Below are 23,706 nucleotides of genomic sequence, written 5' to 3' on the forward strand. Positions count from 1 at the left end.
TTGGAATTTGGAATTTCAAAGATTGGAATTTTGTTTTTTAAAGTTGAATTTGCCTGTCGATTTGCTGATCCAGGGAAATAAAGGTTTCTGTTCTGGAAACGCCTTCTATTGCCTGAATTTTAGTATTTAGAAGCTGCATTAAGTGTTCGTTATCGCGACAGATGATTTTAATCAATACCGACCAGTTTCCTGTGGTGTAGTGGCATTCTAAAACTTCAGGGATTTTTTTTAAATCTTTCACAGCTTCGGAGTTTCTGGAGGCTTTGTCCAGATAAACACCAACAAAGGCCATGGTGTTGTATCCCAATACTTTTGGATTAACGGTAAATTTAGAGCCTGAAATAACACCCGATTGTTCCAGTTTTTTCAACCGCTGATGAATGGCAGCTCCGGAAATACCTATTTTATTGGCAATTTGCAAAATAGGTTTTCGTGCATCATCCATCAGGTAACGCAGGATTTCTTTGTCGATACCGTCAATTTCAATAATAAGGGAATTGATTTTCATTGGAGTTGTGATTTGAAACTAATTTTAGTTATTTGGTTGTAGTTGTAAATCAAATGTACTCAAAACGATTTGAAAAATAAAATTCCAATCTTTGAAATTCCAAATTCCAAATGGAAACTGAAAATGTTGCTTGCTTTTCTTTGTTAGAGCTTTAACAAAGATTGGGGAGAGGATTATTTTTAAAAATAAAAATTCCAAATTTCAACTTTAAGGTTGGAATTTGGAATTTAAATGTTGTTATTTTCTAAAAGGATTATTTTCCTTTGTTTGCTTCTGCAATGTATTTTTCTAAAGCCATCGTCATCGAAGGTGTTTCAGGAGTTGGAGCAAGAATATCAATTCTTAAACCATGATCAAGCGCTTCTTTTTGAGTTGTGCTTCCAAAGACAGCAATTCTGGTATCGTTTTGTTTAAAATCAGGAAAGTTTTTAAACAATGATTTGATTCCGGTTGGGCTGAAAAAAGCCAAAACATCATAGTAAACATCAGCCAGATCAGACAGATCGCTCATTACTGTTTTGTAAAAAACAGCTTGTGCCCAATCTACTTTCAGATTGTTTAATGTTACAGGTGCATCAGCGTTTAACTGATCAGACGCCGGTAAAAGGAATTTTTCGTCTTTGTATTTTTTGATAAGCGGCGATAAATCTGCAAAGTCTTTTGCTCCCACGTAAATTTTACGCTTTCTATACACAACATACTTTTGCAGGTAGAATGCAACAGCTTCAGATTGGCAGAAATATTTCAATCCTTCAGGAACTTTATAACGCATCTCATCTGCTACTCTAAAAAAATGATCCACCGCATTACGGCTCGTCAAAATGATTGCAGTATAATGATTAAGATCGATTTTCTGTAATCGGATCTCTTTTGCATTAACCCCTTCCACATGAATAAATGGTCTGAAATCAATTTTTATTTTGTGTTTTTGTTGGAGCTCAAAGTAAGGAGAATTTTCCACTTTAGGTTCAGGCTGTGACACCAAAATTGTTTTCACTTTCATATTATAAACATTTACTAAGCCGCCTGTTTTGTAATCCAATAATACAGGAAATAATAAGGGGCTATTTCAAGAGCGCAAAGATATAAAATAAAATAAAATAACTTGCTGATTATTGCATTTTGATACGTTTTTATTGAAATAAAATAAGAGTACAGGCTAATACACAGCGAAATGGCGATTATTGCCAGGGGTACAATCTTAGGAATATTGTCATAATAAAACAAAACAGCATTAATAGGAAGGATTAAAACGCCTATATAAGTCCTGTAAGTTACTTTTTGTAAGTTAAAAAGTTCTGCAAATTCGTCAATGTTGAATGAAGTGGCTACAATTTTTTCAATTAAAAATTTTCCCAGAATAAAGTAAAGTAAAAAGGTAGCCAGCTGAATGAATAAAATCCAGTCCGTTTTCGATGCATATCCAAAAATGTGCATGGTAAGCTGGATGAAAAAAGCATACGAAACAACTTGTACAAAAAACAAACCAACCGTAAAACTGCTTCTTAAATGATTGTTGTCGCGATAGATTTTAGCATACTTGTCAGAAAAAATAAGCTTACTGAATTCGCTAAATCGGGTTTCGTAAGCTGATTTAGTCATGGCAACAACAGCAAAGGTCAACACGAATAAAAGTGTTGCCCAGTCTTTGTTTTCCAGAATTCGGGGGTGAAGTTGTTCAATCATAGCGATGCAAAATTAGTAATTTTTTGTATCAATAGTTTTATTATATATTTATTATGAATCAAATGCTATAAAAAGTTTACTTTTGCGGTGAAATTACTCAGAAAAATGAATGATTGTATTGTCATAATCCCCACTTACAACGAAATCGAAAATATTGAAAGCATAGTTAGAGCTGTACTTTCGCAACACAAACCTTTTCATCTTTTAATTATTGATGATAATTCGCCTGATCACACTGCCAATAAAGTAGTCGCATTGCAGGAAGAATTTCCGGAACGGTTATTTTTAGAAAAAAGAGCTAAAAAATCCGGTTTAGGAACTGCCTATGTCCATGGTTTTAAATGGGCGTTAGAACGTCAGTACAATTTCATTTTTGAAATGGATGCTGATTTCTCGCATAATCCAAATGATCTTGAGAAATTGTTCGATGCCTGCCATTTTGGTGGAGCAGATTTAGCGATTGGTTCCCGATATGTAACAGGTGTAAATGTGGTGAACTGGCCCTTAAGCCGTGTTCTGATGTCGTATTTCGCTTCGGTGTATGTGAAATTTATTACGGGAATGAAAATTCACGACGCAACGGCAGGTTTCGTTTGTTATAAACGAGAAGTGCTGGAAAAAATCAATCTCAATAAAATTAAATTCGTGGGTTATGCGTTTCAGATTGAAATGAAGTACAGAACCTATTGTGCTAAATTTGAAATTAAAGAGGTTCCGATTATCTTTACTGACAGAACAAAAGGAGTTTCTAAAATGAGCAATGCCATTATCAAAGAAGCTATACTGGGAGTGATTTCACTTCGATTGAAAAAACTAGTCAATACTTTATAAAGCTATGAAAATAAATAGGGTTCTAATAAAAAATGCCAAAATTGTAAACGAAGGATCTATTTTTGAAGGAGATGTTTTAATCGAAAACGATCTGATTGTTGAAGTGGCAGACAGCATCAGTTTAAAAACATCCGATTGTAAAGTAATCGATGCTGAAGGGAATTATTTAATTCCGGGGGCAATTGATGATCAGGTTCATTTTAGAGAACCGGGACTAACACACAAAGGAGATATCGAGTCAGAGTCAAGAGCTGCGGTGGCTGGAGGAATTACATCTTTCATAGAGCAACCTAACACAGTTCCAAATGCTGTAACTCAGGAAATATTAGAAGATAAATATCAGGTTGCAGCAGTGAAATCATTTGCGAATTATTCGTTTATGATGGGGGCAACTAATGATAATCTGGAGGAAGTTCTAAAAACAAATCCGAAGAATGTTGCCGGAATAAAGATCTTTTTAGGATCGTCAACAGGAAATATGCTAGTAGATAATGAGGCAGTTTTAGAAAAGATTTTTTCAAGTACTCCGCTTTTAATCGCGGTACACTGTGAGGATGAAACGACGATTAAAAATAATTTACAGCTGTACAAAGAACAATATGGTGATGATATTCCGGTAACGGCGCACCATTTAATACGCAGTGAAGAAGCCTGTTATATTTCTTCTTCAAAAGCGGTAGCTCTAGCGAAAAAAACGGGAGCTCGTTTGCATATTTTTCATCTTTCGACTGCGAAAGAAATGGAATTGTTTACCAATAAAATTCCACTTGAAGAAAAGAAAATTACTGCTGAAGTTTGTGTGCATCACTTGTGGTTTACAGACGAAGATTATAAAACCAAAGGGAATTTTATTAAATGGAATCCTGCGGTAAAAACAGCAGACGATAGAAAAGCATTGTGGGAAGCTTTAAATGACGGACGTATTGATGTAATAGCAACCGATCATGCGCCACATACTAAAGAAGAAAAAATGCAGCCTTATGTGAATGCTCCATCTGGCGGTCCGCTTGTGCAGCATGCGGTTGTAGCGATGTTTGAAGCGCACCATCAGGGGAAAATCAGCGTGGAGAAAATTGTCGAGAAAATGTGCCACAATCCGGCTAAACTTTTCAAAATAGAAAAAAGAGGTTTTATCAAAGAAGGTTATTTTGCTGACTTAGTGATTGTAAACCCAAGTTTGCCATGGAGTGTGAAACCTGAAAATATTCTGGCGAAATGCGGATGGTCGCCTTTTGAGAATTTTACTTTTAAGTCGAGAATTACACATACTTTTGTAAACGGTGAAATGGTTTACAATAACTTTAAAGTAAAAGACATTCGCGCAGGAAAACGTCTATTGTTTGACAGATAAAAAGCTGAGATGAAAAATTTTATAGTAATAATATTGGTGTTGTTTCTTTCTGTAAGTTGTAAAAAAGAGCTGGTAAAGCAGCCTGCAAAACTTATTGAGAAAGATAAAATGATTGATATTATGTATGATTTGTCTATCCTTGAAGCTATGAAATACCAGCATCCGGTTTCGGCAGATTCAGTTGAAACCAGCCCTACTGCTTTTATTTTGAAAAAATATAAAGTGGATAGTGTGCAATTTTCACAAAACAACCGTTACTACGCTGCCGATTATGAGAATTATAAAAGCATATTCGATGAAGTAGGAAAGCGTTTGGCTGTCAATCAGAGAGCTACAGATTCAATTGTGAAAATTGAAGAGAAGAAAGCAGCAAAAGAAAAGAAGAAACCTATTGTTAAAAATACGATCAAGAACAAGCTGAGCAAGACGAGTTTGGATTCTATCCGAAAAACAACACGATTAAAGAGATAGTTAAAGTCTCGAAACATCTTTTATGTACGCATGTATATCCTGAAAAACCGTTCCTCCCAGAGCGGTTTTTATTTTTTCATTAGAATATAAATTACTGGAATAAGAAGCCTTTGCAGTTGCTTTTGTCAGGCGTCTTTTTTGAAAAAACAGAGTCGAAAAAATTCCGTCGGCAATCCAAAGGAAATTCATGAATAAAGGCGTGGCATGAATGGTTGGTCTTTTTACTTTTAAAGCATCGGCAATAGTATTCAGGATGTCCTTAAAAACAATATTGTCGGCAATTAAGGTAAAGCGTTCATTTTTAATCTCACTCTTCATTAATACGTCAGCTATTTTTATGACATCCGTTATGGTGACAAATCCGGTACTTCCAAGAGTGTAAAAAGAAAGACCGTTTGCAACTTTTGCATAAAGCTCTGCGCTTCCTTGTATGTGAGTTTTGTTTTTTGGAATTGGTCCTAAAATAACACCCGGATTTAGGATGATTACATCTAGACCTTCCTGTAAACCACGCCAGACCTCCATTTCAGCTCCGTATTTAGAAATCGCGTAATCACTATGAGGCTTTTCGGGATTCCAGTCTGTTTCTTCAGTAATGTAAGTTTCGTGAGCTGCTAAATCACCTAAAGCAGCGATAGAGCTTATAAAACAGAACTTTTTTACATTTTTGGCAATAGAAAAATTAACCATATTGGCAGTTCCTTCGATATTGGTTTTTCGAAGCAGCTCTTCGTCTTTTGGATCAAATGAAATTAAAGCAGCACAATGGTAAACGTAATCAATACCTAAGAACGCAGTTTCCAGAGAGGGGACATCCAGGATATCGGCTTCAAGCCATTCTATTTTTTCAAACAAATCCACTTTATTGTACAACTCAAAAACCGATTTGGTTTTTTGAATGTTATTTTGAGTTCTGTAAATAGCCCGAACACTTTCTCCATTCTCAATCAGATGAAGTAATAAATGTGCGCCAACTAAACCTGTACCTCCTGTTACTAATACCATTTTGTAAAGATAACTTTTTTGTTTTTAAGGTGCAAAAGCTCAAAGCTGCAAAGGTCTGATTTTGCTATCAGCAATTATGATCTTCTCTTTGTTACTAAGAATTTAGATGTTGAAATTGCTTTTTACCATTGATATTGAAACTGCTTTTTGTCATTGCCATTGTCATTGATTATATTTGCACAAATTATTTTAAAAATGAAGAATCTAGTTGAAGAATTAAAGTGGCGCGGGTTATATCATGATAGCATGCCAGGAACGGAAGAACAATTGCTAAAAGAGGTAACTGCTGCTTATATAGGTTTTGACCCAACAGCAGATTCGCTGCACATTGGCAGTATGGTTCAGATTATTTTATTGGTTCACTTAAAGAATTTTGGACATCAGCCTATCGCTTTGGTAGGAGGTGCAACCGGTATGATTGGTGATCCATCGGGGAAATCTGATGAAAGAAATCTGTTGAATGAAGAAACTTTGGCTAAGAACGTTGCAGGTATCAAAAGTGTTTTGTCGCGTTTTCTTGACTTTAATTCAAAAGAAGCAAATGCTCCTGTTATGGTAAACAACTATGACTGGATGAAGGAATTCTCATTTATTGATTTTGCACGTGAAGTTGGAAAACGTATCACGGTAAATTATATGATGGCGAAGGATTCCGTTAAAAAAAGATTTGCCGGAGACGGTGTAGGAATGTCTTTTACAGAGTTTACCTATCAGTTAATTCAGGGTTACGATTTTTATCATTTATATAAAAATAACAATTGCGTGCTTCAAATGGGAGGTTCGGATCAATGGGGAAATATCACCACCGGAACGGAGTTGGTACGCAGAATGGGAGGAGAAAGTGCAAAAGCTTTTGCATTGACAACGCCATTGATTACAAAAGCAGACGGATCTAAATTTGGAAAATCTGAAGGTGGAAATGTTTGGTTGGATACTGATAAAACCTCAGTGTATAAATTTTACCAGTTTTGGGTGAATTCAACTGATGTTGATGCAGAGAAATACATCAAAATCTTTACGTTTTTAGATAAAGATACAATTGAAGCTTTAATCGAAGAGCATAGAACAGCTCCGCATTTAAGAGTTTTACAAAAGAAACTGGCAGAAGAAATTACCATTTTTGTTCACTCTGAAGAAGAATTGGAAAAAGCAATTCAGGCGTCGAATATTTTGTTTGGAAATTCTACAGCCGAAGATTTGAAAAAACTGGATGAAGCTACTTTTTTGGAAGTTTTTGACGGTGTTCCTCAGGCTGAAATCGCAAAAGCTGATTTAGAAAATGGTTTGGAGATTATTACAGTTTTAAACGAAAAAACAGGTTTCTTTAAATCAAACGGAGAAGCGAGACGTGCCTTAACCGCAAATTCGATCTCGGTGAACAGAGAAAAAATAAAAGAAGATTTTGTCTTAACTGCAAATGATTTAATTAATAATCAGTTTGTGTTATTACAAAGCGGAAAGAAGAATTATTTTGTGATTAGAGTAAAGTAATCTTTGAGCCAGATCAAATATTTAAATTTTAAAGACCGTTTCAATACTTAATTTGGAACGGTTTTTTTTTATCTGTTTTTTAGGGATTGTTTTGCGAAGTGTATAATCTAAAGTAAGCCCCTAACACTTATTTATCTCCTGGTTTTTAAGAGGTTCGTTTTCTTCTTGTGGCGTATTTTATTTGATACTCTTTGAAATCTGTTATTTCTTCTTTCAATTTCTTATTAGCATTTTTCAGCAAATCATTCTGGTGTCGCATGATACTGATCAAATCGTTCATTGCGTTTAGGTTTTCTAGCTGACTGTGAATTAATTCTTCTAATTGTAATTTCGTATAGGTGTTTCGTAGTGACATGTTTTTTAGTTTAGTTATCCGATTTTCTAAACAAACGTATTGATTTTCGGATAAAAATCCAAATCAAGTTTTAGATTTTCAGAAAAATTGTTCTGTTTTACTAGATTTATGTCTGTAAAAACAGATAATAATGACAGAATTAGGATTATTTTTTTCTAGAAAATCAGTAAATCGTTCAGATGTTTCCCGTAAAACCGGAATTAGTAAAACACGTTTGAGCGAATTAGCAAATAGCACTAGCACAAAATTACGTGCAGACGAATTGTATTTGATTGCTTTGGCAATTGATGTCGATCCATGTGAATTATTAAAGGATGTTTGCAAAGGACTTAAACTTGTAGATTAAGGAATAAGGATAACACAGTCATAACAGGAGGGTGCTTTAATTTAAATAATTGATCAGATTTATGGAAGAGCTTCTGGAACAAATTAAAAACTGCCGTGTTTGTGAAGATTACCTTAAAGATGGTGTAAATCCCGTTGTTGCTGCCAGCAGAAAGAGTAAAATTGTAATTATAGGGCAGGCACCAGGGCGAATCGTACACAATACAAATATTGCATGGAACGATAAAAGTGGAGACAATTTGAGGAATTGGCTGCAAATTGATAAAACAGTATTTTATAATACCGATAAGATAGCGTTAATGCCAATGGGTTTTTGCTTTCCGGGTACGGGAAAGACAGGAGATTTACCTCCACGTCCAGAGTGTGCACCATTATGGCATGAAAAAGTATTGAGATTAATGCCTGATGCAGAGCTTGTGTTATTAATAGGGCAGTATTCGCAGAAATATTATTTAGGGGATACTATCAAAAATACACTGACCGAAACGGTACGAAATTTTGAAGATTATTTACCGTACTTTTTTCCTTTGCCGCATCCGTCACCGAGAAACAATATCTGGCAGGCCAAAAATGAATGGTTTCAGGAAAAAGTTTTGCCTCAGTTAAGAGAAAAGGTCAAAGTTATATTAGATAACAGCTCTTTAAAGAAGTAAGTTTTATATTAGAATGTGGTTTTTTAATTGATTTTTTCGCGATTAAACGATTTCAACAAATTAACGATTCAACATCTAAAGTACCATCAGGTTACAGCCACGAATATCAGAATTATCAAAACGTCCCAATACTTCGAAAGAGTTGTTGGGATTTTTTTTGCCTAAATCCTGAGTAGCAATGAAGGAGCAGGAATTAATGTTGGCCAAATCAATCACATTGATTCCACCGGTTTTTCCGTCTTTTACGTAAGTGAGTGCATCTTCGGGATCGCGAACCAAAATGTGCATCCACGACGGGCATTCAAATACACCTTCACCCAGAGAATAAGCTTGTCCCAGAAGTTCGGTCATACCGTATTCCGAGTGAATGGCCGAAACACCGAAACCCGAACAAAGCTGCTCGTGTAATTCCTCACGAATCATTTCTTTTCGTTTGCCTTTCATACCGCCAGTCTCCATAATAATAGTATTCTGAAGATTGAATTGGTGTTTCTCAATCAAATCGAGTAAGGCGTAAGTAACACCAATCAGGATTACATTTTGACCAGATTCGTCTAAAGCGGTTAATTTTTTTATAAGATCGTCGTGATTGTGCAGGTAAAACCCACTCTCAGGCTGATTGGAGAGTTTTATTAGATCTTCAACCATGTAAATTAGCGAAGATCCATCTCGCTCGAGATAAGACGGCAAAAGGGCTAAAACAACGTAATCCTCTATGTTGCCATAGAATTGTGAAAATCCGTTGCGATAACTTTCTTCGTAAAGGGTTACATCGGTCACAATATGTCTGCTGGTAATCATGCCTGTAGTTCCGCTGCTTGTAAAAGTTACCTGAGCAGGATCGTTATTAGAAACTACATTATGACTTTTGAAAAACTGAATGGGTAAAAAAGGAATTTGTTCCAATGATTTTACCTGTTGTGGATTTACTTTTAAAAAATCGCAAAAATCACGATAGACAATGTTATTCTCATGTTGAAAACGAAACACTTTTAGTGCTATTTTCTCAAATTGTTTCTGACTCGAAATGGTAAATATATCGTTGGCTGTGATCAAAACTTTTTTTGTGCAAAGATATTGTTTTTAGTTTTTAGTCATCGTTTTCAGTTGCCATTTTTAGGATTTCGCAGAAACTGAAAACTGTGACCGCGACTGAAAACTAAAAAAGCTCTAATGAAAATTAGAGCTTTTGTGTTTTATCGAATAATGAGCTTTCGTGTTGCTGAAGCATTTTCTTCGCTTATTTTGATGATGTAAACGCCTGGAACCAGATCAGAAACGTTTAATTCTCGAGAACTTAAATGTGTTTGAAGTACTTTTTTACCCAGAACATCAAAGATGATAATCTCTTTTTCTAAATCATTTTTAGAGGAGATAGTTACTTTTCCACCGGTCACGGGGTTAGGGTACAAGCTTAGACCCTCAATGGTTGCTACCTGTTGAGGTTTTGGTAATTGCTTACTGTCTTGTGCCGAAACACTAACAGTAAAGAAAAAAGCCAATAAGAAAGTAATATAAAAGTAATTTTTTGCCATCGCGTTATTTTGGTTAGTGTAAATATACAAAAAAAAGTACAAAAATTACACCAAAAAAAAACATCCTAAATATTTAGGATGTTTTTAACAGTTTATATTGTAAGTGATTAGAAACCAACTGACCATCCAGCAGCCCATGTTGGAGCTAATACTCCGTTTCCAGCTCCAGTAGCAGTAGCCGATTCTGTAACAATAGCACTTACGTTAGCAGAAGAAGCGTCTGTTTTCTTTCCTTTAGTTTTTACAGGTACATCAGTAACAAATAATACATTTGATACTTTTAATGCAGTTCCAACAAAAGCAATAGTTTCGTCGTTTTCAACATCGATTCCAGTTGCCCATGCACTTAAAACTACGTTTGAGATAATAGCTTTAGTTCCTCTTCTTAATTTGATTGCTTGGTTTTCAGCGAAGTTAGCAGCAGCTGCAGTACTTCCAGGCCCAACAAGAGTTAAGTTTGTGATAGTAGGATTAGCGATTGGAGTGAAAGCATATCCGAATTCGAAGTTATCGGCTTCAATTCCTCTGTTTCCTTTTCCGAAGTCTAATTTACCATACCAGTTTTCGTTGATACCATTCCATCCTTCAGTCCAGTCAAATTGATCATCTTCGTTACCGATAGAGATTAAGTTTTTAGTATTTACAGATCCTCCGAAGAATTCGAATCCGTCATCAGCACCGTAGTAAGCTTCAACGTTTTCAACGATTGTTCCTGAACCTACTCCAAAGAATGAGATTCCGTTAAATTCTTTTTCAGAGTTGAAAGCAGCTCCAGCGTATTCAATTCTTAAATATTTGATAGATCCAGAGTTATCAGCAGAGTTAGTTCCACCATAAGTCAATTCAGCAACTTCAGATGTAGCAGTACTAGCACCACCAGTTACACGGTTGATTGGAGCTTTACCACAAATTACTAAACCACCCCATTTACCAGCTTGTTTTACAGAAGCAGTCATGATAACTGGTTTTGCAGCTGTACCGTTTACGTTTATTTTTGCACCTTGCGCAACTGATATATATGCCGCAGTTCCTCCAGTACCTTCAATAACCGTTCCTGCAGGAATTGTTAAAGTTGCTCCGTTTTCTACTTTTATAGCTCCTGTCAATTTATAAGTTTTAGTAGCATCAAGTATTACTTCACCATCAGTGATCTTTCCTTGAAAGTTAGCAGGGTCGGCAACAAACGTCGAAGTAGGTGCTTTTTTATCGTCATCGCTACTTGAACAGCTTGTAAGTAAGCCTCCTGATAAAGCAATAACTGTAACAAAGTTTAAAATTGATTTTTTCATAATCGTTTTAATAATTTTTTTTGTGTGTTTAATTTCTTGATGCAAAGATGGATTAGAAATCCTTTCCGGATGTTAAGCAACCGTGATTGTTAGTTTAATAAAATGAAGCTTTTATATTAACTAAATGTTAACTACTTAACACACTGTTTATAGTTGAAAGAATAAAAAAAGGACAGTACGCAGACTGTCCTTTTTTATTAATTCAATTTATATGGCTTAGAACTCGTAGCTAAATTGTAAACTTAAGTTTAAACCTTTTTTGTAGCTCAAAACATTTACATCACCAGATTGATTTTCCTGAACTCTGTTAACTGTTGGGTCAAGAATGTTTTTTACAACTAAACCAAGACCATAGTTTTTACTCAGTTTTGCTTTTGCAATGAAATCTAATGAACCAACCGCTTTGTCAACCAAGTCTCCTTTTTCAAGTGTACCAATTGCGTTAACGCGATCAGAGAAATAATTGTAAGCCAAAGTTGTAGTCAGGTTACTGTTTTTATCATTCCATTCATTGTAGAAAGAGATGTCAGCATTTAGTAAGAAAGGAGAAGCTCCTGTAAATTTACCTGTTGTATTTGTAAAAGTAGTTGGACGTGTTCCTTCAGTTTCTTTCAAAACCTTTTCGTCGTCTAATTGTTGTTTGCTGTACAAGTAAGACAAGTTAATACCTCCTGTTAATTTCTTTGTCTGTTCACTGTCAAAGTTAAAAAGTACTTTTTTGTACTCTAATTCAGCTCCGGCTACATATCCATAATCTCCAGAGTTTACATATGAAATATCATTTGTAGAAGAGTTAATGATTACCTCATTAATTGGATTCAAAATGTATTTTCCAAAAGCCGTTACAGAGAAAACTTCGTCACTTTTTGGAAAAACTTCCCATTTTAAGTCAAAGTTGTAATCGTCTGAAGCGTATAAAAATGGATTACCAACTTTAGCCTGTAAAAAGTCCTCATAAATAAAAGGAGATCTTTCTTTGAACTGAGGTAATGTATACGTTTTACTGAATCCTAAACGTAAATTTTGTTTTTCGTTAAGTTCATACTTTAAAACTACACTTGGTAAGAAAGCTGTTTTTTCTAACTTATCGCTTCCTCCTGCAGGATCTAATTGTGTACTCCATTCCACATTTTGGGTGATAACTTCAGCTCTTAATCCTAGTACTGCTGTGAATTTAGGATTGAATTTGTACTCTGTATTTAAGAAACCACCGTTGATCGTTAAATCTCCACCGTAAGTTTGCGGATCCAATGCGTTAGGAACTTCAGGTCCTCCACGGAAAGTTGAAATTGTGAAATAGTTGTTCGCTAAGTTTTGTTGGTTGTAGAATAAATCTAAGTTGTTTGGGTCAACAATATCACCGGTGTGAGACACTGGAAATGTTGTGGTTTTAAGGTTGAATTGAGTAGCCTCAAAATCTCTGTTTTTAAACCTTCCGTTGTATCCTAAAGTGAATTTTCCTTTGAAATCACCTTCGTCATTTTTGTTAAACTTATAGTTTACAGACAAGTTTGCAGCCAATTCGTTTTCTTTTAAGTCCTGAAAGTAACGGTTGTTGTTTGGTGCAGATTGAGAGTTGATTACATAACCACCATTCACTTTGTTCATAGTGTTGTAAGTTCTGTCCGGAATGTTTTGGTTTACAATATTGTAAGAACCTCCCCAGTTCAGTGTACTTCTTTCGCTTAGTTTGTGCTCTCCCAATAATTGATTTACCCACAAAGCTGTTTTTTCGTATTCATTTCTGCGAATATATCCGTTTCCTTCATTGGCAAGATCGACAATATATCCAGATGACTCTTCTCTCTTTTGTGCAGAAGTGTTGATGAATAAAGAGTTGAAGTTGATTTTGTTGCGATTGTTGATTTTGTATCCGGCATTAAACATTCCTGTTGTGTTAGTGCTGTAGGCCAGGTAGTGGTAATCTAAATCTTTTCCGGCAACACCAGCAGCATTTACACTCGCCTTGGCAGTTCCGTTTGTTCTTGACGAATACTCATTTGAGAAAGAAGCAGTTCCAAATACGGTAAGTTTTCCTTCACTTCCAATATTAAACGAATCTCCACCTGAGATTCCGAATGAACCTGCTAAAGGTGTTTTCTTCTCAAATTGAAGCGTGTTGAAATTGTATTGATTCAATGGATTGTTTGGAATTTCAGCTTTACTAAATCCAAAAGCATTTGGGCCTTTTTGCAGGCTAAAGTTGTTTTCACCAAGAGCATTTGTGTTTACTTTTGATTCCACATCAATTTTAAAAAATCCATTTCCTTTGTAATCTTTAGAGATAATATCAACATTTCCTCCAGCAAAATCTCCAAAGAACTTACCGTTGTAAACTTTGTCAATCGATACATATTCGATAATGTCAGTAGAGAAAATATCTAAGTTGATGTTTTTCTTTTCAGGATCGTTTGACGGAATTGGCAAACCGTTCATTGTAGTTGAATTGTAACGGTCCCCTAAACCTCTTACGAAAATATTGTTTGTTCCTTCCTGTTTGGTAATACCAGTCGTTTTTACAACTGCATTGGCAACATCACTAACTCCTTTTTTAGAAAGCTCCTGTGCTCCGATAGATTGTTTAATATCAACAGCATTTTTTTGTTCCAATAGCAGTGCAGATTCTTTTTGTTTGTTTACTGCCGATGATTTTACAACAACATCTTTAAGTGTAAAGCTTCCTGACGAAAGTACCTGATTTACAGTGATTGTTTCATTTGCTTTTACAGTAACTGGCTTTTCTACAGATTCATATCCAACGAAACTAAAAATAATGATATAATTTCCCGGATTTACATTTAAGGAATATTTTCCCTCAATGTCAGTGTTTGCGCTAATGTTTGTTCCCTTTAATAAAACATTTGCAAAAGGTAGGGCTTCATTGTTGGTTTCTTTGTCGGTTAATACACCAGAAATCGTACCTTTGTTTTGTGCGATCGAAATCGTACAGATGAATAATGTGATAAATAGAAATTTTAAATTGAATTTCATTTCAGTGTTGTGTTTAAATTTTTGTGCAAAGAAAAAGACGCTGTGTAAAGTTCATGTTAGCCACTTGTTATGTTTTCGTGTCGCGTAGATTATCAAATTGTTACCAGATTAAATTACCGTTAACCGCAATTTTTAACGGTCATTTTATTAGTATATTTACCATCTCAAATGAAAATCATCGAATGTATAATAAAGAAAATTTGATGTAAAAATCTCAATTTTTGCTATTTATGAAAAAAACACAAACCAAGATTTTACTAGTTGACGATGAACCAGATATCTTAGAAATCGTTGGCTATAACCTTGCTCAGGAAGGCTACCAGATTGTAACTGCCTCTAACGGAAAAGAAGCAATTGCAAAGGCTCAGAAAGAATTGCCGGAATTGATTATTATGGATGTAATGATGGCAGAAATGGATGGAATGGAAGCTTGCGAACACATTAGAAAAATTCCCGAATTAAATAATGTTATCATAACATTCCTTACAGCAAGAAGTGAAGATTATTCACAAGTAGCTGGTTTTGACGCAGGTGCAGATGATTATATTACCAAGCCAATAAAACCAAAATTATTGGTCTCCAAAGTAAAGGCGCTGTTAAGAAGGTTAAAAGAACAAGAAGTCGTAAGTGATACTTTAAATGTAGGCGGAATAGAGATTAACCGTGAAGAATACAAGATCATTAAAGGTAACGTTGAGATTGCCTTACCAAGAAAAGAATTTGAATTGTTTTACTTGTTAGCCTCAAAACCGGGGAAAGTTTTTAAAAGAGATGAAATTCTCGATAAAGTCTGGGGAAATGAAGTTGTAGTAGGAGGAAGAACGATTGATGTTCATATTCGAAAACTTCGCGAAAAAATTGGAGAAGACCTCTTTAAAACCATAAAAGGAGTAGGTTATAAATTTGAAGTTTAGATTTTTAAGGTGCTGAGGTTCTGAGAAGTTAAGTTACTAAGAACTTTAGTCGGGATCTAAATTCATTCAAATTGTTTTAAAATATTCAATACATTTAAACCATATAAGAATTGAAGTTTGTGTAATCTTCATTTTCTTATATGGTTTTTGAGTTATTCCTTTTCTGCTTTTGCCTGAGAAAATAGTACTCAAAAACAAAACTTAATTTTCTTAATCTCTTAATGACCCAATAATTTCAATGAAAATTAATTTTAAAAAAACATACAAATTTGCTGTAAAGTCAGCATTATACATAAGTCTTTTTGCAACAGGATTTGTGATGATATTGATGTCTTTGTTTTATAAAAACCAATTAAAGTATCAATTTGCATTCGCCATAATCTTTATAATATCCATTTATGCTTTTTCGTTCCTGGTCTTGCAATATCGTGTGGAGCGTTTTATTTACAGAAGAGTCAAAAAGATATACGATGAGGTTTCATTATTAGAGACAACAACATTGATCAATCAGCCTATAACTACTGATATGGAAACACTTTCGCGCGAAGTGAAAAAGTTTGCCACCGATAAAAAGCTGGAAATTGAAATGCTGGAGATCAGGGAGCAATACCGACGTGAGTTTCTTGGAAATGTTTCGCATGAGCTGAAAACGCCTTTGTTTACGGTTCAGGGTTATGTTTCAACTTTGCTGGATGGTGCTATGGAAGATAAGAATATTCGAAAAAAATATTTAAAGCGAGCGGAGAAAGGTGTTGAGCGATTGATTTATATCGTTGAAGATCTGGACATGATTACCAAATTAGAATCAGGAGACCTGGATTTAATCATGAGTGATTTTGATATTGTAGAACTGATTCAAAACGTTTTCGATTTATTGGAGATGAAAGCCGACAAAAAGAAAATTAAACTGGCGTTTGAAAGCAAGAACATTAAGTCAGTAATCATTCGCGGAGATAAGGACAGAATTCAGCAAGTTCTGGAAAACCTGATCGTGAACTCTATTAAGTACGGTAAAGAAGGTGGTTTGACTGAGGTGGGAGTTGTTAACCTAACCAAGAAAAAAGTACTGATCCGTATTAGTGATAATGGTGAAGGTGTTGAAAAACAAAACATTCCGAGACTTTTTGAACGCTTTTACAGAGTGGATAAAAGTGGAACCCGTTCAGAGGGCGGTTCCGGATTGGGATTAGCTATTGTAAAGCACATTATTGAAGCACATAAAGAGAAAGTATATGTAGAAAGTGAGTTCGGAATTGGTTCTGAATTCTCTTTTACGCTTGAAAAAGCAAATAAAACAGTAAAAGCCGAAGTTAAATAATTGTAAGCTTGTTGGAGTGAAGTACCGTGAAATCTAGTGTTTTAACACTAATGAAATTTACGTAACCATTTCGAAACAATTCCTTTTTGTTATAGTAACACCTTGTTAATGATATCTTAACATAGGTGGTGGATCTTTGCATTCGAAAAATTAAGGGATCAGAAAACAAAAAGAATGAAAATAAAACTAATAGCAATTCTGTTGCTAATTACTTGTGTATCAAACGCACAGGATTTAAGTAAAGAAGAGGTAAAAAAAGAAGTAGTACGTCTTCTTGATTCAATCAACAAAGCAAAATTGCCGGATACTGAATCCGAAAAGAATGATGATGAAACGAATAAAGATCGTTGGTACGATAAGATTTCTTTAAGAGGTTATGCACAGATACGATACAACGGTTTGTTTTCTACAAATGATAAAGTATCGTGTGATCAGTGCGACAGATCATGGGGGACAACTTCTACGGCCCCGGATGCAAAAGCAAACAATGGTTTATTTATCAGACGTGCACGTTTAGTGTTTTCCGGTCAGGTTCATCCAAATGTATTTTTTTATTTTCAACCTGATTTTGCGAGTTCTCCGGTTACTGGAGTTCAGAATTTTGTTCAGGTTCGTGATTTATATTTTGACCTTTCTTTTGATAAAAAGAGAGAGTACAGATTACGTGTCGGGCAAAGTAAAATACCATACGGTTTCGAGAATATGCAGTCAAGCGGACAGCGTTTAACTTTAGATCGAAACGATGCGTTGAACAGTGCCATATTAAACGAGCGCGATTTAGGAATGTTCTTTTACTGGGCACCGGCTAAAATTAGAGAGCGTTTTGAAATGTTGGTAAAAGACGGTTATAAAGGATCAGGTGATTATGGTGTTTTCGCTTTTGGAGTTTACAATGGACAGATTGCGAATAGATTAGATGGAAACAGAGATTTGAATGTGGTGGCAAGAGTAACGTACCCATTTGTAATTGGAAGTCAGATTATCGAACCCGGAATTCAGGCTTATGCCGGAAAATGGGCTTTTTCAGGTGAAATTTCATCGGGAGTTAAAGTGAACAATTCGCAGCACGTAAAAGATCAAAGGGTTGGAGCAACCTTTGTACTGTATCCAAGACCTTTCGGAATTCAGACAGAGTACAATATCGGAAAAGGACCAAGATACAATTCAGTAACTAACGCAGTCGATGAAACAGATCTGGACGGTGGTTATGTATTACTGAATTACAAATTAGATATTAAAAAACAAGTTATTTATCCTTTCGCCAAATTTCAATATTACGACGGAGGGAAGAAATATGAGAAAGATGCCAGAAGTTATGTCGTTAGAGATTATGAATTTGGTATAGAATGGCAGCCTCTAAAAGCCTTTGAACTTACGGCGGAATACGTGATTGCCGACAGAACTTTCCAGGACAGTGCACTTCCTGTGAACAGACAGCAAGGAAACTTATTGCGTTTGCAGGCACAGTTTAACTTCTAGTTTTCATCCTCAAAAACGGTAAACAAAGTATCCCAGTCTATCGTATCGTTAAATTGAGTCAGACCTTTAAACGACTTTACTTTTGAAAGATCTTCAATCGTAAAGTCGTCTTGCATTGCATAAGGTACTAAATTTTCTTTCTGAAGCTTTATGGCCAGATATTCCTGCTCGTATTGCCCCGGAGTTGGAATAAAAAAGGCTTTCTTGCCTAATTTTGCCAAATCCATTACAGTCGTGTAACCCGAGCGGCATAAGACAAATTCACTTTCGTTAAAAGTCTGCTCCAGCTGTTTAGAGTTCATGAAATTATAATACGTAACATTTCCGGCTTGCCATTTGGTTTGTATTTTTTCCACAATACCCTGAACAAACACTACTTTACCTTTATAATTGACAACTTCTTTCTGTAATTTTTCGTCCAAAAAAGTGCGCTGAGGTTCGGGTCCTGATAGGATAATCATCAGATCATATACTTTTGGAGTGTCCTTTTTGCGCATTCTGCTTAATGGACCAATATATTTTAATTTTAGATCATCCGTTTTAAGATGCCCCAGTTCTCCGGTTAGATTTACCGTGTCATTGGTGTCCGGAACCCAGCACTCTGTGTATTTTTTTATGATATGCTGATGGCATTTACTGGTGAACCAGGTGGTGTTCCCGGTCATGACATTCAATTGATGTGTCATAAAAACGGAAGGGACTTTTTTACTGAAAACCCCCAGTCGGTTATCCGAAATAATACCGTCTATTCCGTGTTTTTTGATCCAGCTTTTTACGATTTTTTTTTCGTCAAGGATGGCAACAATCATTTTTGGCAGGTTTTTAATCAGCTTCCATTTAAAGTTTTTAGCATTCTTGGCGTATTCGATATGATAAGATGGTAATTCAAGGGTTTGAATGTATGGAAACTCTTTTCGTAACAATGCTAACGCAACACCGTCAGAAGCAATTATCGGGATGTAATTGTTTTCCTGAAGTGCTTTTATAATAGGGATGCATCTTGTCGCATGACCTAATCCCCAGTTTAATGGAGCAACTAAAATTGTTTTGTTCGCAGAATAGTCAATGCTCATAGTGTAACACTTTTTAAAAACGAAGATAAAGAAATATGCTTTTTGTGTTATTTCGTATGTATTACTAAATTATTAACTCTATAAGGGTCTTCAGCCCATATAATTCGTTGTTTAGGTTGTGGAATTAGTAGTGTTTGGAAGGAAAAGTTACTTGTATGTTAACGAATATTTGGTTTCTCAATAAACAAAAAAAAGGAGTTACTGTAAGTAACCCCTTTCAGATATTGGTAAAAGGAACTTTAATCCTGAATATAGGTTTTGTTTCCATTTTTATTAATGTAGTATTTACCGCCTTTTGGTCCGGTATATACTTTTTTTCCATTGTACTCGCCAGTTACTTTATCGGCTACTTTTGGAGCTTTTTCATTTGTTTCTTTTATTGTTTTCGAAACTGTTTTTTTCGCAGCAGTGGCGTCTTTTTGTGCTGCTTTTGAAGCTTCAGTTGCTTTTGCTGCTGTTTTTGTTGCCTCAGCTTTTACACCGGCGGCTTTTGTGCTTGCCGCTTTGTCAGCAGTTTTTGTGGCTTTTACAGCATCAGTTTTTGCTTTTGTGGCCTCGTTTTTAGCTTTGGTTGCCTGTTTGTCGGCCGTTTTTTTTGCTGCGCTTGCAGACTCTTTTGTCGCTTTTGCTGCCGCTTTGCTGGCATCATCAGCTGCCTTTTTGGATTTTGCAGTTTCTTTTTTAGCGTCTGCTTTCGCTTTATCTGCTTCCGCTTTTTTCTTTTTCGCAGCAGCCTCGGTTTTGCTTTTCACTGCTTTTGTAGTTACATCTTGCCCATAGAAATTAGAAGACAGAAGAACTACAAAACAAAGTACTAATAATTTTTTCATAATGTTACAAGTTTAAATTCCTACTAAAATTAAACAATTTATGAATATGATTTTCGTAAACTGTTAAAAATAAGCACGGAGCTGTATGTTTCCGGTGTGAATTACCGGACCAGTCTCACTCTTTCGTCCCTGATAATTTAAATTCACATCTAAAAACTGAGTTATATTTTTTTGTAAAAGAAACTTCCACACCAGATTTTGTCCGGCCTGTAGCCCTTCGAGTATTTGAAATCCTACTGATGAAAATTCATTTCCTGTGAATTTATTCCGGTAAAAAGAAAATTCTCCGTTTACCGTTATTTTCTTTTCTCCCGCAAACGAAAAAGAAGTTCCCAATCGATTTTGAACCAGAGCTTCAAAATTTCCTATCTGATTTTCTTTGTTCTGAAACTCAAAAAAGAAATCCAGACTGGTGTTTTTTGAGAACAAATAACTCACTTTGGGAGCCATTTGGTAGCCCGTGATTGCATAGTTTTTTTCGACAAAATCTTCAGAAACCAGGTCGGTTTTAATCGTTTTGGTAAAGAAGTTAAACAGCCAGCTTTTTTGATACAAATGAGTGTATTGCAATTGATGTGAATTGTTTTGAACATTTTGCGATCCGATCGAAAGCAGGCTTTTACCTTTATTGACCAAATAAGTATAAGTAACAGAGTGTTTTTGTTTGCCGCGGTTATAGTATAGACTATTTCTGAAACTCGAATTAAGTCCCAGAATATTTTCTTCTGAAGAATTAAACGGATTCAATTCCAGACGCTCTCCCTGACTTTTTACCTTACGATCCATGATAAAGGATGTCTGATTGTAAAAATAAGAGAGGAGTTTTTTGAAACCAGTTTCGTTCTGCCACTGCAATGGGTTTAATGCCACAGATTGGGAGAACCTATTTTGATTGGTTTTGATGTACACCCGATTTGGTAAAAAGATTCGGATGTAGCGAGCCTGATCGGGAAAGGCTGCAATTTCAAATTCTTCGAGTTCCTGAATTCCGTTTCCGTTGTAATCGTTCCAGGTATAAACACCCTGACCCGTCGGAACTTCAATATAGGTAAACTCCTGTTGGGCAATCGTTCCTGAACTGGTTTCATAGGTGGTTCCAATTTGCACCAGCTGATTAAAAAAACGATCGTTATAGAGTATTCTGGAGTTTAACGAAGGTTCATTTTTTCGGGAAGCATCTGTAAAATCCAATTTGCGATAGCTGGCATATACGGCCAGATCCGTTTTCTTATTCTGAATCAATTTTGATTTTAAAAAGTAAGTTTGAGAATTGTTTACATGCTTTAAAAATCCGTTTTGCAAACTATCGTTTCGACGTTGCAAATAACCAATTTCAACAAAAACTTTAGTGCTGTCACCACGGCCAATAAAAGCACCATATTCTGAAAATCTTTGGCTTAAAGCCGAAAACTGATTAGTGATTTTATTCTTCTGCTGATTGTTTTCAAGCTGCATACTGGCGCCGACCCAGTTTTTACCAAAATGATATTTAGTTCGGGTTTGATTCCGGATAAATTTTGAAGTAGAATTTATAGCATCTGAATTCAGGAAGCTGCCCCTGTTTTCGATCGTCCATTGCTGCAGTTTAAAAAGTGCTGTTGAGGTGTGACGCGATCCGGAATAACTTTCGGAGTAATCTAACTTCTCAAATTGATAGGTAAACAATCCAATATTGGAAGTCTCTTTTTTGGCAAATAAATCAAAATTTAGTCCTGTGATCAACATGTTTTGGTTCCCCAAAAGTATCTCGTTTAAATTCCAGTCACGGTTGAATTCGATATTGTACAAACGCTCAACAGACCTAAAATCTTCCTGAACGAATTGATAGTTTGCAAAGGCATCCAAGGACCAGCTTCGTGTAAAAAGACGTTTTTTGATGTTGGTTTTAATAGCGATACCGTCATTATTAGCATCATCTATTTTAGAGAACAGGTTTTTGTCGTTGTTGCTTACTGCAATCTCAAAGTCAACCAGGGTCTTTTCGTCCGGATTGTATTTTCCTAAAAAGGTAGCAACTTGCAATTTTATAGGGGCGACCAGATTTACAAGTGGTTCATAATTTCCTTGTAAAATTCCGTTAACAGGAGCTACATATTCATAAATGCGTTCTACCGAATTGTTGTTCTGAATGATGTAATTACCGGCATTGTTTCCGACAAGACTAAATTTTACGTTGTATAAAACAGTACTCGCATCTTTTGAATATTCATAAATTTCGACAGAATTGACTATTTTTTTTTTGTAAAGTATTTTAGTATCGGCATAGGTGTCTTCATACGCCGAAGGGGCTTTCATTAAATTCGGATCATCTCCGGCCTGACTTAAAATCTGAACCTGCTCTTTTGAAAGATTTTGCTGTAAGGGCTGATTCTTCATGTCGTTTTCAGAATAAAGATAACCGCCAAAACTCCAGTTTTTGCTTTCGTGAGTTCCGCCTGCGTAGGTCACGAGTCTGTTGTAATTTCGTTCAGAATACTGGTACTCTACATTAATTCGCATTTCGGAAGTAATCGTAAAAAGAGAAGTGAAAGTAATTTCACCGGCATTATAGTCGATCACATAATCGTTATTTTCTCCACGTTTCAGCAAAACACCATTGACGTAAACACGCTCAGAGCCTGAAATTACCAGAACATACAATTCACCATTTTGTCCTTTTAATTTATAAGGCCCCTGATTTCCTTCCTGGCCTGTAAAAGTACTTTTGGCATATTGTCCTTTTACAAAAGCCACCGAAGCAAAAATGTTGGTTTTGTTTTCGTCGGTACCAAAATTAAAACTGGCCGAAAGCCCTTGAACTTTTTTATTGAAATTTAAAAACTGAGTTTTTCTGTTCTCTAAAAAAACATCTCCGGCCCTGATGTTCCAGTCGTCTGTGAAAAGTTCCATGAAGATATTATCAAACTGATCCAGTTTTTGAGAGTAACCGCCATCCTGAAGCGGGATATTGCTGTCTTGTAAGGAGGCCCGTAAACTAATTTTGTCGGATATTTTTCCTGTGATCTGCAAATCCAGATTGGAATTTAGAACAGTGTTTTGGTTGTTTCCAACAGTTACGCCTCTTGTAATGCTTCCAGATGTATTTAAACCATCAAACGGAGTGACTTTTTTGGTGACAGCATTATTAATTTTATACAACTTTTCAGTACCAATGTCGTTGGATACGACCTGATTTGATTTGTATAAAGTATATTCCCTGGTGAGAAAATCGGGGTACTTTAAATAATTGACCAATAAAGTATCACCTGTTGTGACAAGTTTTTCATTGAGGAGTAGAGTACCTTTTTTAAAATCAACTTTATAAAAGGTAGAATCGAGAGGTTCGTTTTTGGTATTGAAAAGCTGAAAGAATCCCGAATTGATACTTACTTCTTCAAGATGAATAGTATCCCGACTGGCAATTATTTTCCTGGTTTTGTACGATGATATCGTTTCCTGTGCCTGAAGCCCGGAAAACCAGATGAAAATAGTAAGAACCAGTAATTTTTTCAACATAAATACTTTAACTCTCAAAAATCAAAAGTAGTATTTATAATTGGGAAATAAAGAGTCAGTAATTCAGACTAACTTATGATTGATCA

21 protein-coding genes are annotated in these 23,706 nt (G+C 35.6%); 9 read left to right on the top strand and 12 right to left on the bottom strand.

Annotated elements, in window-relative coordinates; genetic code table 11:
• Positions 1-37 precede the first annotated feature (37 nt).
• The 3 genes from B0A80_RS10235 to B0A80_RS10245 all read right to left on the bottom strand — a co-directional run bounded on the left by B0A80_RS10235 (position 38) and on the right by B0A80_RS10245 (position 2,194).
• Positions 38-508, bottom strand: a complete 471-nt coding sequence (locus B0A80_RS10235) for an Lrp/AsnC family transcriptional regulator (protein ID WP_017496220.1) — start codon at positions 506-508, stop codon at positions 38-40.
• 253 nt (positions 509-761) lie between these two features.
• Positions 762-1,511, bottom strand: coding sequence for a uroporphyrinogen-III synthase (locus tag B0A80_RS10240; protein WP_026109960.1), 750 nt, complete (start codon positions 1,509-1,511; stop codon positions 762-764).
• Between the two features lie 14 nt (positions 1,512-1,525).
• Entirely contained in the window at positions 1,526-2,194 is a 669-nt protein-coding gene (locus B0A80_RS10245; protein WP_017496218.1) for a DUF4271 domain-containing protein, read from the bottom strand.
• Positions 2,195-2,299: 105 nt separating this feature from the next.
• Between B0A80_RS10245 and B0A80_RS10250 the strand changes: the two genes are divergently transcribed.
• The 3 genes from B0A80_RS10250 to B0A80_RS10260 are packed head-to-tail and all read left to right on the top strand — an operon-like array spanning position 2,300 to position 4,847.
• Positions 2,300-3,025, top strand: a complete 726-nt coding sequence (locus B0A80_RS10250) for a polyprenol monophosphomannose synthase (RefSeq protein ID WP_017496217.1) — start codon at positions 2,300-2,302, stop codon at positions 3,023-3,025.
• A 10-nt stretch (positions 3,026-3,035) separates the two neighbouring features.
• Entirely contained in the window at positions 3,036-4,376 is a 1,341-nt protein-coding gene (locus tag B0A80_RS10255; RefSeq protein ID WP_026109959.1) for a dihydroorotase, read from the top strand.
• A gap of 9 nt (positions 4,377-4,385) precedes the next feature.
• Positions 4,386-4,847 carry a DUF4296 domain-containing protein gene (locus tag B0A80_RS10260; RefSeq protein ID WP_089077231.1) on the top strand — a complete coding sequence of 154 codons (462 nt, stop codon included), beginning with the start codon at positions 4,386-4,388 and terminating at the stop codon, positions 4,845-4,847.
• Here the strand turns inward: B0A80_RS10260 and B0A80_RS10265 are convergent, their stop codons facing one another.
• Positions 4,848-5,852 (bottom strand): NAD-dependent epimerase/dehydratase family protein, encoded by a 1,005-nt coding sequence (locus tag B0A80_RS10265; protein ID WP_089077232.1) that lies wholly within the window; start codon positions 5,850-5,852, stop codon positions 4,848-4,850.
• Positions 5,853-6,047: 195 nt separating this feature from the next.
• On the opposite strand from B0A80_RS10265, the gene tyrS reads away from it, so the two are divergent.
• Positions 6,048-7,343, top strand: a complete 1,296-nt coding sequence (gene tyrS, locus B0A80_RS10270) for a tyrosine--tRNA ligase (RefSeq protein WP_070906507.1) — start codon at positions 6,048-6,050, stop codon at positions 7,341-7,343.
• Between the two features lie 145 nt (positions 7,344-7,488).
• On the opposite strand, the gene B0A80_RS10275 is transcribed toward tyrS, so the two are convergent.
• Positions 7,489-7,698, bottom strand: coding sequence for a hypothetical protein (locus tag B0A80_RS10275; protein WP_070906508.1), 210 nt, complete (start codon positions 7,696-7,698; stop codon positions 7,489-7,491).
• A gap of 130 nt (positions 7,699-7,828) precedes the next feature.
• Here B0A80_RS10275 and B0A80_RS10280 point away from each other — a divergent pair, with 130 nt between their 5' ends.
• Entirely contained in the window at positions 7,829-8,044 is a 216-nt protein-coding gene (locus B0A80_RS10280) for a helix-turn-helix domain-containing protein (protein WP_070906509.1), read from the top strand.
• Between the two features lie 61 nt (positions 8,045-8,105).
• Positions 8,106-8,696: a uracil-DNA glycosylase family protein gene (locus B0A80_RS10285; RefSeq protein ID WP_070906510.1), complete on the top strand. Its 591-nt coding sequence runs from the start codon at positions 8,106-8,108 to the stop codon at positions 8,694-8,696.
• A gap of 75 nt (positions 8,697-8,771) precedes the next feature.
• Here B0A80_RS10285 and B0A80_RS10290 read toward each other — a convergent pair whose 3' ends face one another.
• The 4 genes from B0A80_RS10290 to B0A80_RS10305 all read right to left on the bottom strand — a co-directional run bounded on the left by B0A80_RS10290 (position 8,772) and on the right by B0A80_RS10305 (position 14,511).
• Complete coding sequence (locus B0A80_RS10290; protein ID WP_089077233.1) at positions 8,772-9,752, bottom strand: LuxE/PaaK family acyltransferase; 981 nt, start codon at positions 9,750-9,752, stop codon at positions 8,772-8,774.
• A gap of 140 nt (positions 9,753-9,892) precedes the next feature.
• Complete coding sequence (locus B0A80_RS10295; RefSeq protein ID WP_017496209.1) at positions 9,893-10,231, bottom strand: T9SS type A sorting domain-containing protein; 339 nt, start codon at positions 10,229-10,231, stop codon at positions 9,893-9,895.
• Between the two features lie 107 nt (positions 10,232-10,338).
• Complete coding sequence (locus B0A80_RS10300; protein ID WP_089077272.1) at positions 10,339-11,520, bottom strand: hypothetical protein; 1,182 nt, start codon at positions 11,518-11,520, stop codon at positions 10,339-10,341.
• A 216-nt stretch (positions 11,521-11,736) separates the two neighbouring features.
• A complete protein-coding gene (locus B0A80_RS10305; protein WP_089077234.1) occupies positions 11,737-14,511 on the bottom strand; it encodes a TonB-dependent receptor in 2,775 nt (924 codons plus the stop codon).
• Between the two features lie 230 nt (positions 14,512-14,741).
• Here B0A80_RS10305 and B0A80_RS10310 point away from each other — a divergent pair, with 230 nt between their 5' ends.
• The 3 genes from B0A80_RS10310 (at position 14,742) to B0A80_RS10320 (ending at position 18,222) form a co-directional block, all read left to right on the top strand.
• Positions 14,742-15,425, top strand: a complete 684-nt coding sequence (locus B0A80_RS10310; RefSeq protein ID WP_017496206.1) for a response regulator transcription factor — start codon at positions 14,742-14,744, stop codon at positions 15,423-15,425.
• 238 nt (positions 15,426-15,663) lie between these two features.
• On the top strand, positions 15,664-16,743 hold the full coding sequence (locus B0A80_RS10315) for a sensor histidine kinase (protein WP_017496205.1): 1,080 nt from the start codon (positions 15,664-15,666) through the stop codon (positions 16,741-16,743).
• A 174-nt stretch (positions 16,744-16,917) separates the two neighbouring features.
• A complete protein-coding gene (locus B0A80_RS10320) occupies positions 16,918-18,222 on the top strand; it encodes a porin (RefSeq protein ID WP_070906514.1) in 1,305 nt (434 codons plus the stop codon).
• Here B0A80_RS10320 and B0A80_RS10325 read toward each other — a convergent pair.
• From B0A80_RS10325 to B0A80_RS10335, 3 genes are all read right to left on the bottom strand, one after another.
• Positions 18,219-19,295, bottom strand: a complete 1,077-nt coding sequence (locus B0A80_RS10325) for a glycosyltransferase (protein WP_017496203.1) — start codon at positions 19,293-19,295, stop codon at positions 18,219-18,221. The genes B0A80_RS10320 and B0A80_RS10325 overlap by 4 nt on opposite strands.
• A gap of 239 nt (positions 19,296-19,534) precedes the next feature.
• Positions 19,535-20,125: a hypothetical protein gene (locus B0A80_RS10330; RefSeq protein ID WP_070906515.1), complete on the bottom strand. Its 591-nt coding sequence runs from the start codon at positions 20,123-20,125 to the stop codon at positions 19,535-19,537.
• Between the two features lie 63 nt (positions 20,126-20,188).
• Positions 20,189-23,620, bottom strand: coding sequence for a hypothetical protein (locus tag B0A80_RS10335; protein ID WP_089077235.1), 3,432 nt, complete (start codon positions 23,618-23,620; stop codon positions 20,189-20,191).
• Positions 23,621-23,706 lie beyond the last annotated feature (86 nt).

The sequence above is a fragment of the Flavobacterium tructae genome (assembly GCF_002217475.1).
Lineage (GTDB): Bacteria > Bacteroidota > Bacteroidia > Flavobacteriales > Flavobacteriaceae > Flavobacterium > Flavobacterium tructae.

Excerpts from the sequence above, each read along its gene's own strand:
- B0A80_RS10235 (WP_017496220.1), bottom strand. The coding sequence starts at position 508 with ATGAAAATCAATTCCCTTATTATTGAAATTGACGGTATCGACAAAGAA.
- B0A80_RS10240 (WP_026109960.1), bottom strand. The coding sequence starts at position 1,511 with ATGAAAGTGAAAACAATTTTGGTGTCACAGCCTGAACCTAAAGTGGAA.
- B0A80_RS10245 (WP_017496218.1), bottom strand. The coding sequence starts at position 2,194 with ATGATTGAACAACTTCACCCCCGAATTCTGGAAAACAAAGACTGGGCA.
- B0A80_RS10250 (WP_017496217.1), top strand. The coding sequence starts at position 2,300 with ATGAATGATTGTATTGTCATAATCCCCACTTACAACGAAATCGAAAAT.
- B0A80_RS10260 (WP_089077231.1), top strand. The coding sequence starts at position 4,386 with ATGAAAAATTTTATAGTAATAATATTGGTGTTGTTTCTTTCTGTAAGT.
- B0A80_RS10265 (WP_089077232.1), bottom strand. The coding sequence starts at position 5,852 with ATGGTATTAGTAACAGGAGGTACAGGTTTAGTTGGCGCACATTTATTA.
- tyrS (WP_070906507.1), top strand. The coding sequence starts at position 6,048 with ATGAAGAATCTAGTTGAAGAATTAAAGTGGCGCGGGTTATATCATGAT.
- B0A80_RS10275 (WP_070906508.1), bottom strand. The coding sequence starts at position 7,698 with ATGTCACTACGAAACACCTATACGAAATTACAATTAGAAGAATTAATT.
- B0A80_RS10280 (WP_070906509.1), top strand. The coding sequence starts at position 7,829 with ATGACAGAATTAGGATTATTTTTTTCTAGAAAATCAGTAAATCGTTCA.
- B0A80_RS10285 (WP_070906510.1), top strand. The coding sequence starts at position 8,106 with ATGGAAGAGCTTCTGGAACAAATTAAAAACTGCCGTGTTTGTGAAGAT.
- B0A80_RS10295 (WP_017496209.1), bottom strand. The coding sequence starts at position 10,231 with ATGGCAAAAAATTACTTTTATATTACTTTCTTATTGGCTTTTTTCTTT.
- B0A80_RS10300 (WP_089077272.1), bottom strand. The coding sequence starts at position 11,520 with ATGAAAAAATCAATTTTAAACTTTGTTACAGTTATTGCTTTATCAGGA.
- B0A80_RS10305 (WP_089077234.1), bottom strand. The coding sequence starts at position 14,511 with ATGAAATTCAATTTAAAATTTCTATTTATCACATTATTCATCTGTACG.
- B0A80_RS10310 (WP_017496206.1), top strand. The coding sequence starts at position 14,742 with ATGAAAAAAACACAAACCAAGATTTTACTAGTTGACGATGAACCAGAT.
- B0A80_RS10315 (WP_017496205.1), top strand. The coding sequence starts at position 15,664 with ATGAAAATTAATTTTAAAAAAACATACAAATTTGCTGTAAAGTCAGCA.
- B0A80_RS10320 (WP_070906514.1), top strand. The coding sequence starts at position 16,918 with ATGAAAATAAAACTAATAGCAATTCTGTTGCTAATTACTTGTGTATCA.
- B0A80_RS10325 (WP_017496203.1), bottom strand. The coding sequence starts at position 19,295 with ATGAGCATTGACTATTCTGCGAACAAAACAATTTTAGTTGCTCCATTA.
- B0A80_RS10330 (WP_070906515.1), bottom strand. The coding sequence starts at position 20,125 with ATGAAAAAATTATTAGTACTTTGTTTTGTAGTTCTTCTGTCTTCTAAT.
- B0A80_RS10335 (WP_089077235.1), bottom strand. The coding sequence starts at position 23,620 with ATGTTGAAAAAATTACTGGTTCTTACTATTTTCATCTGGTTTTCCGGG.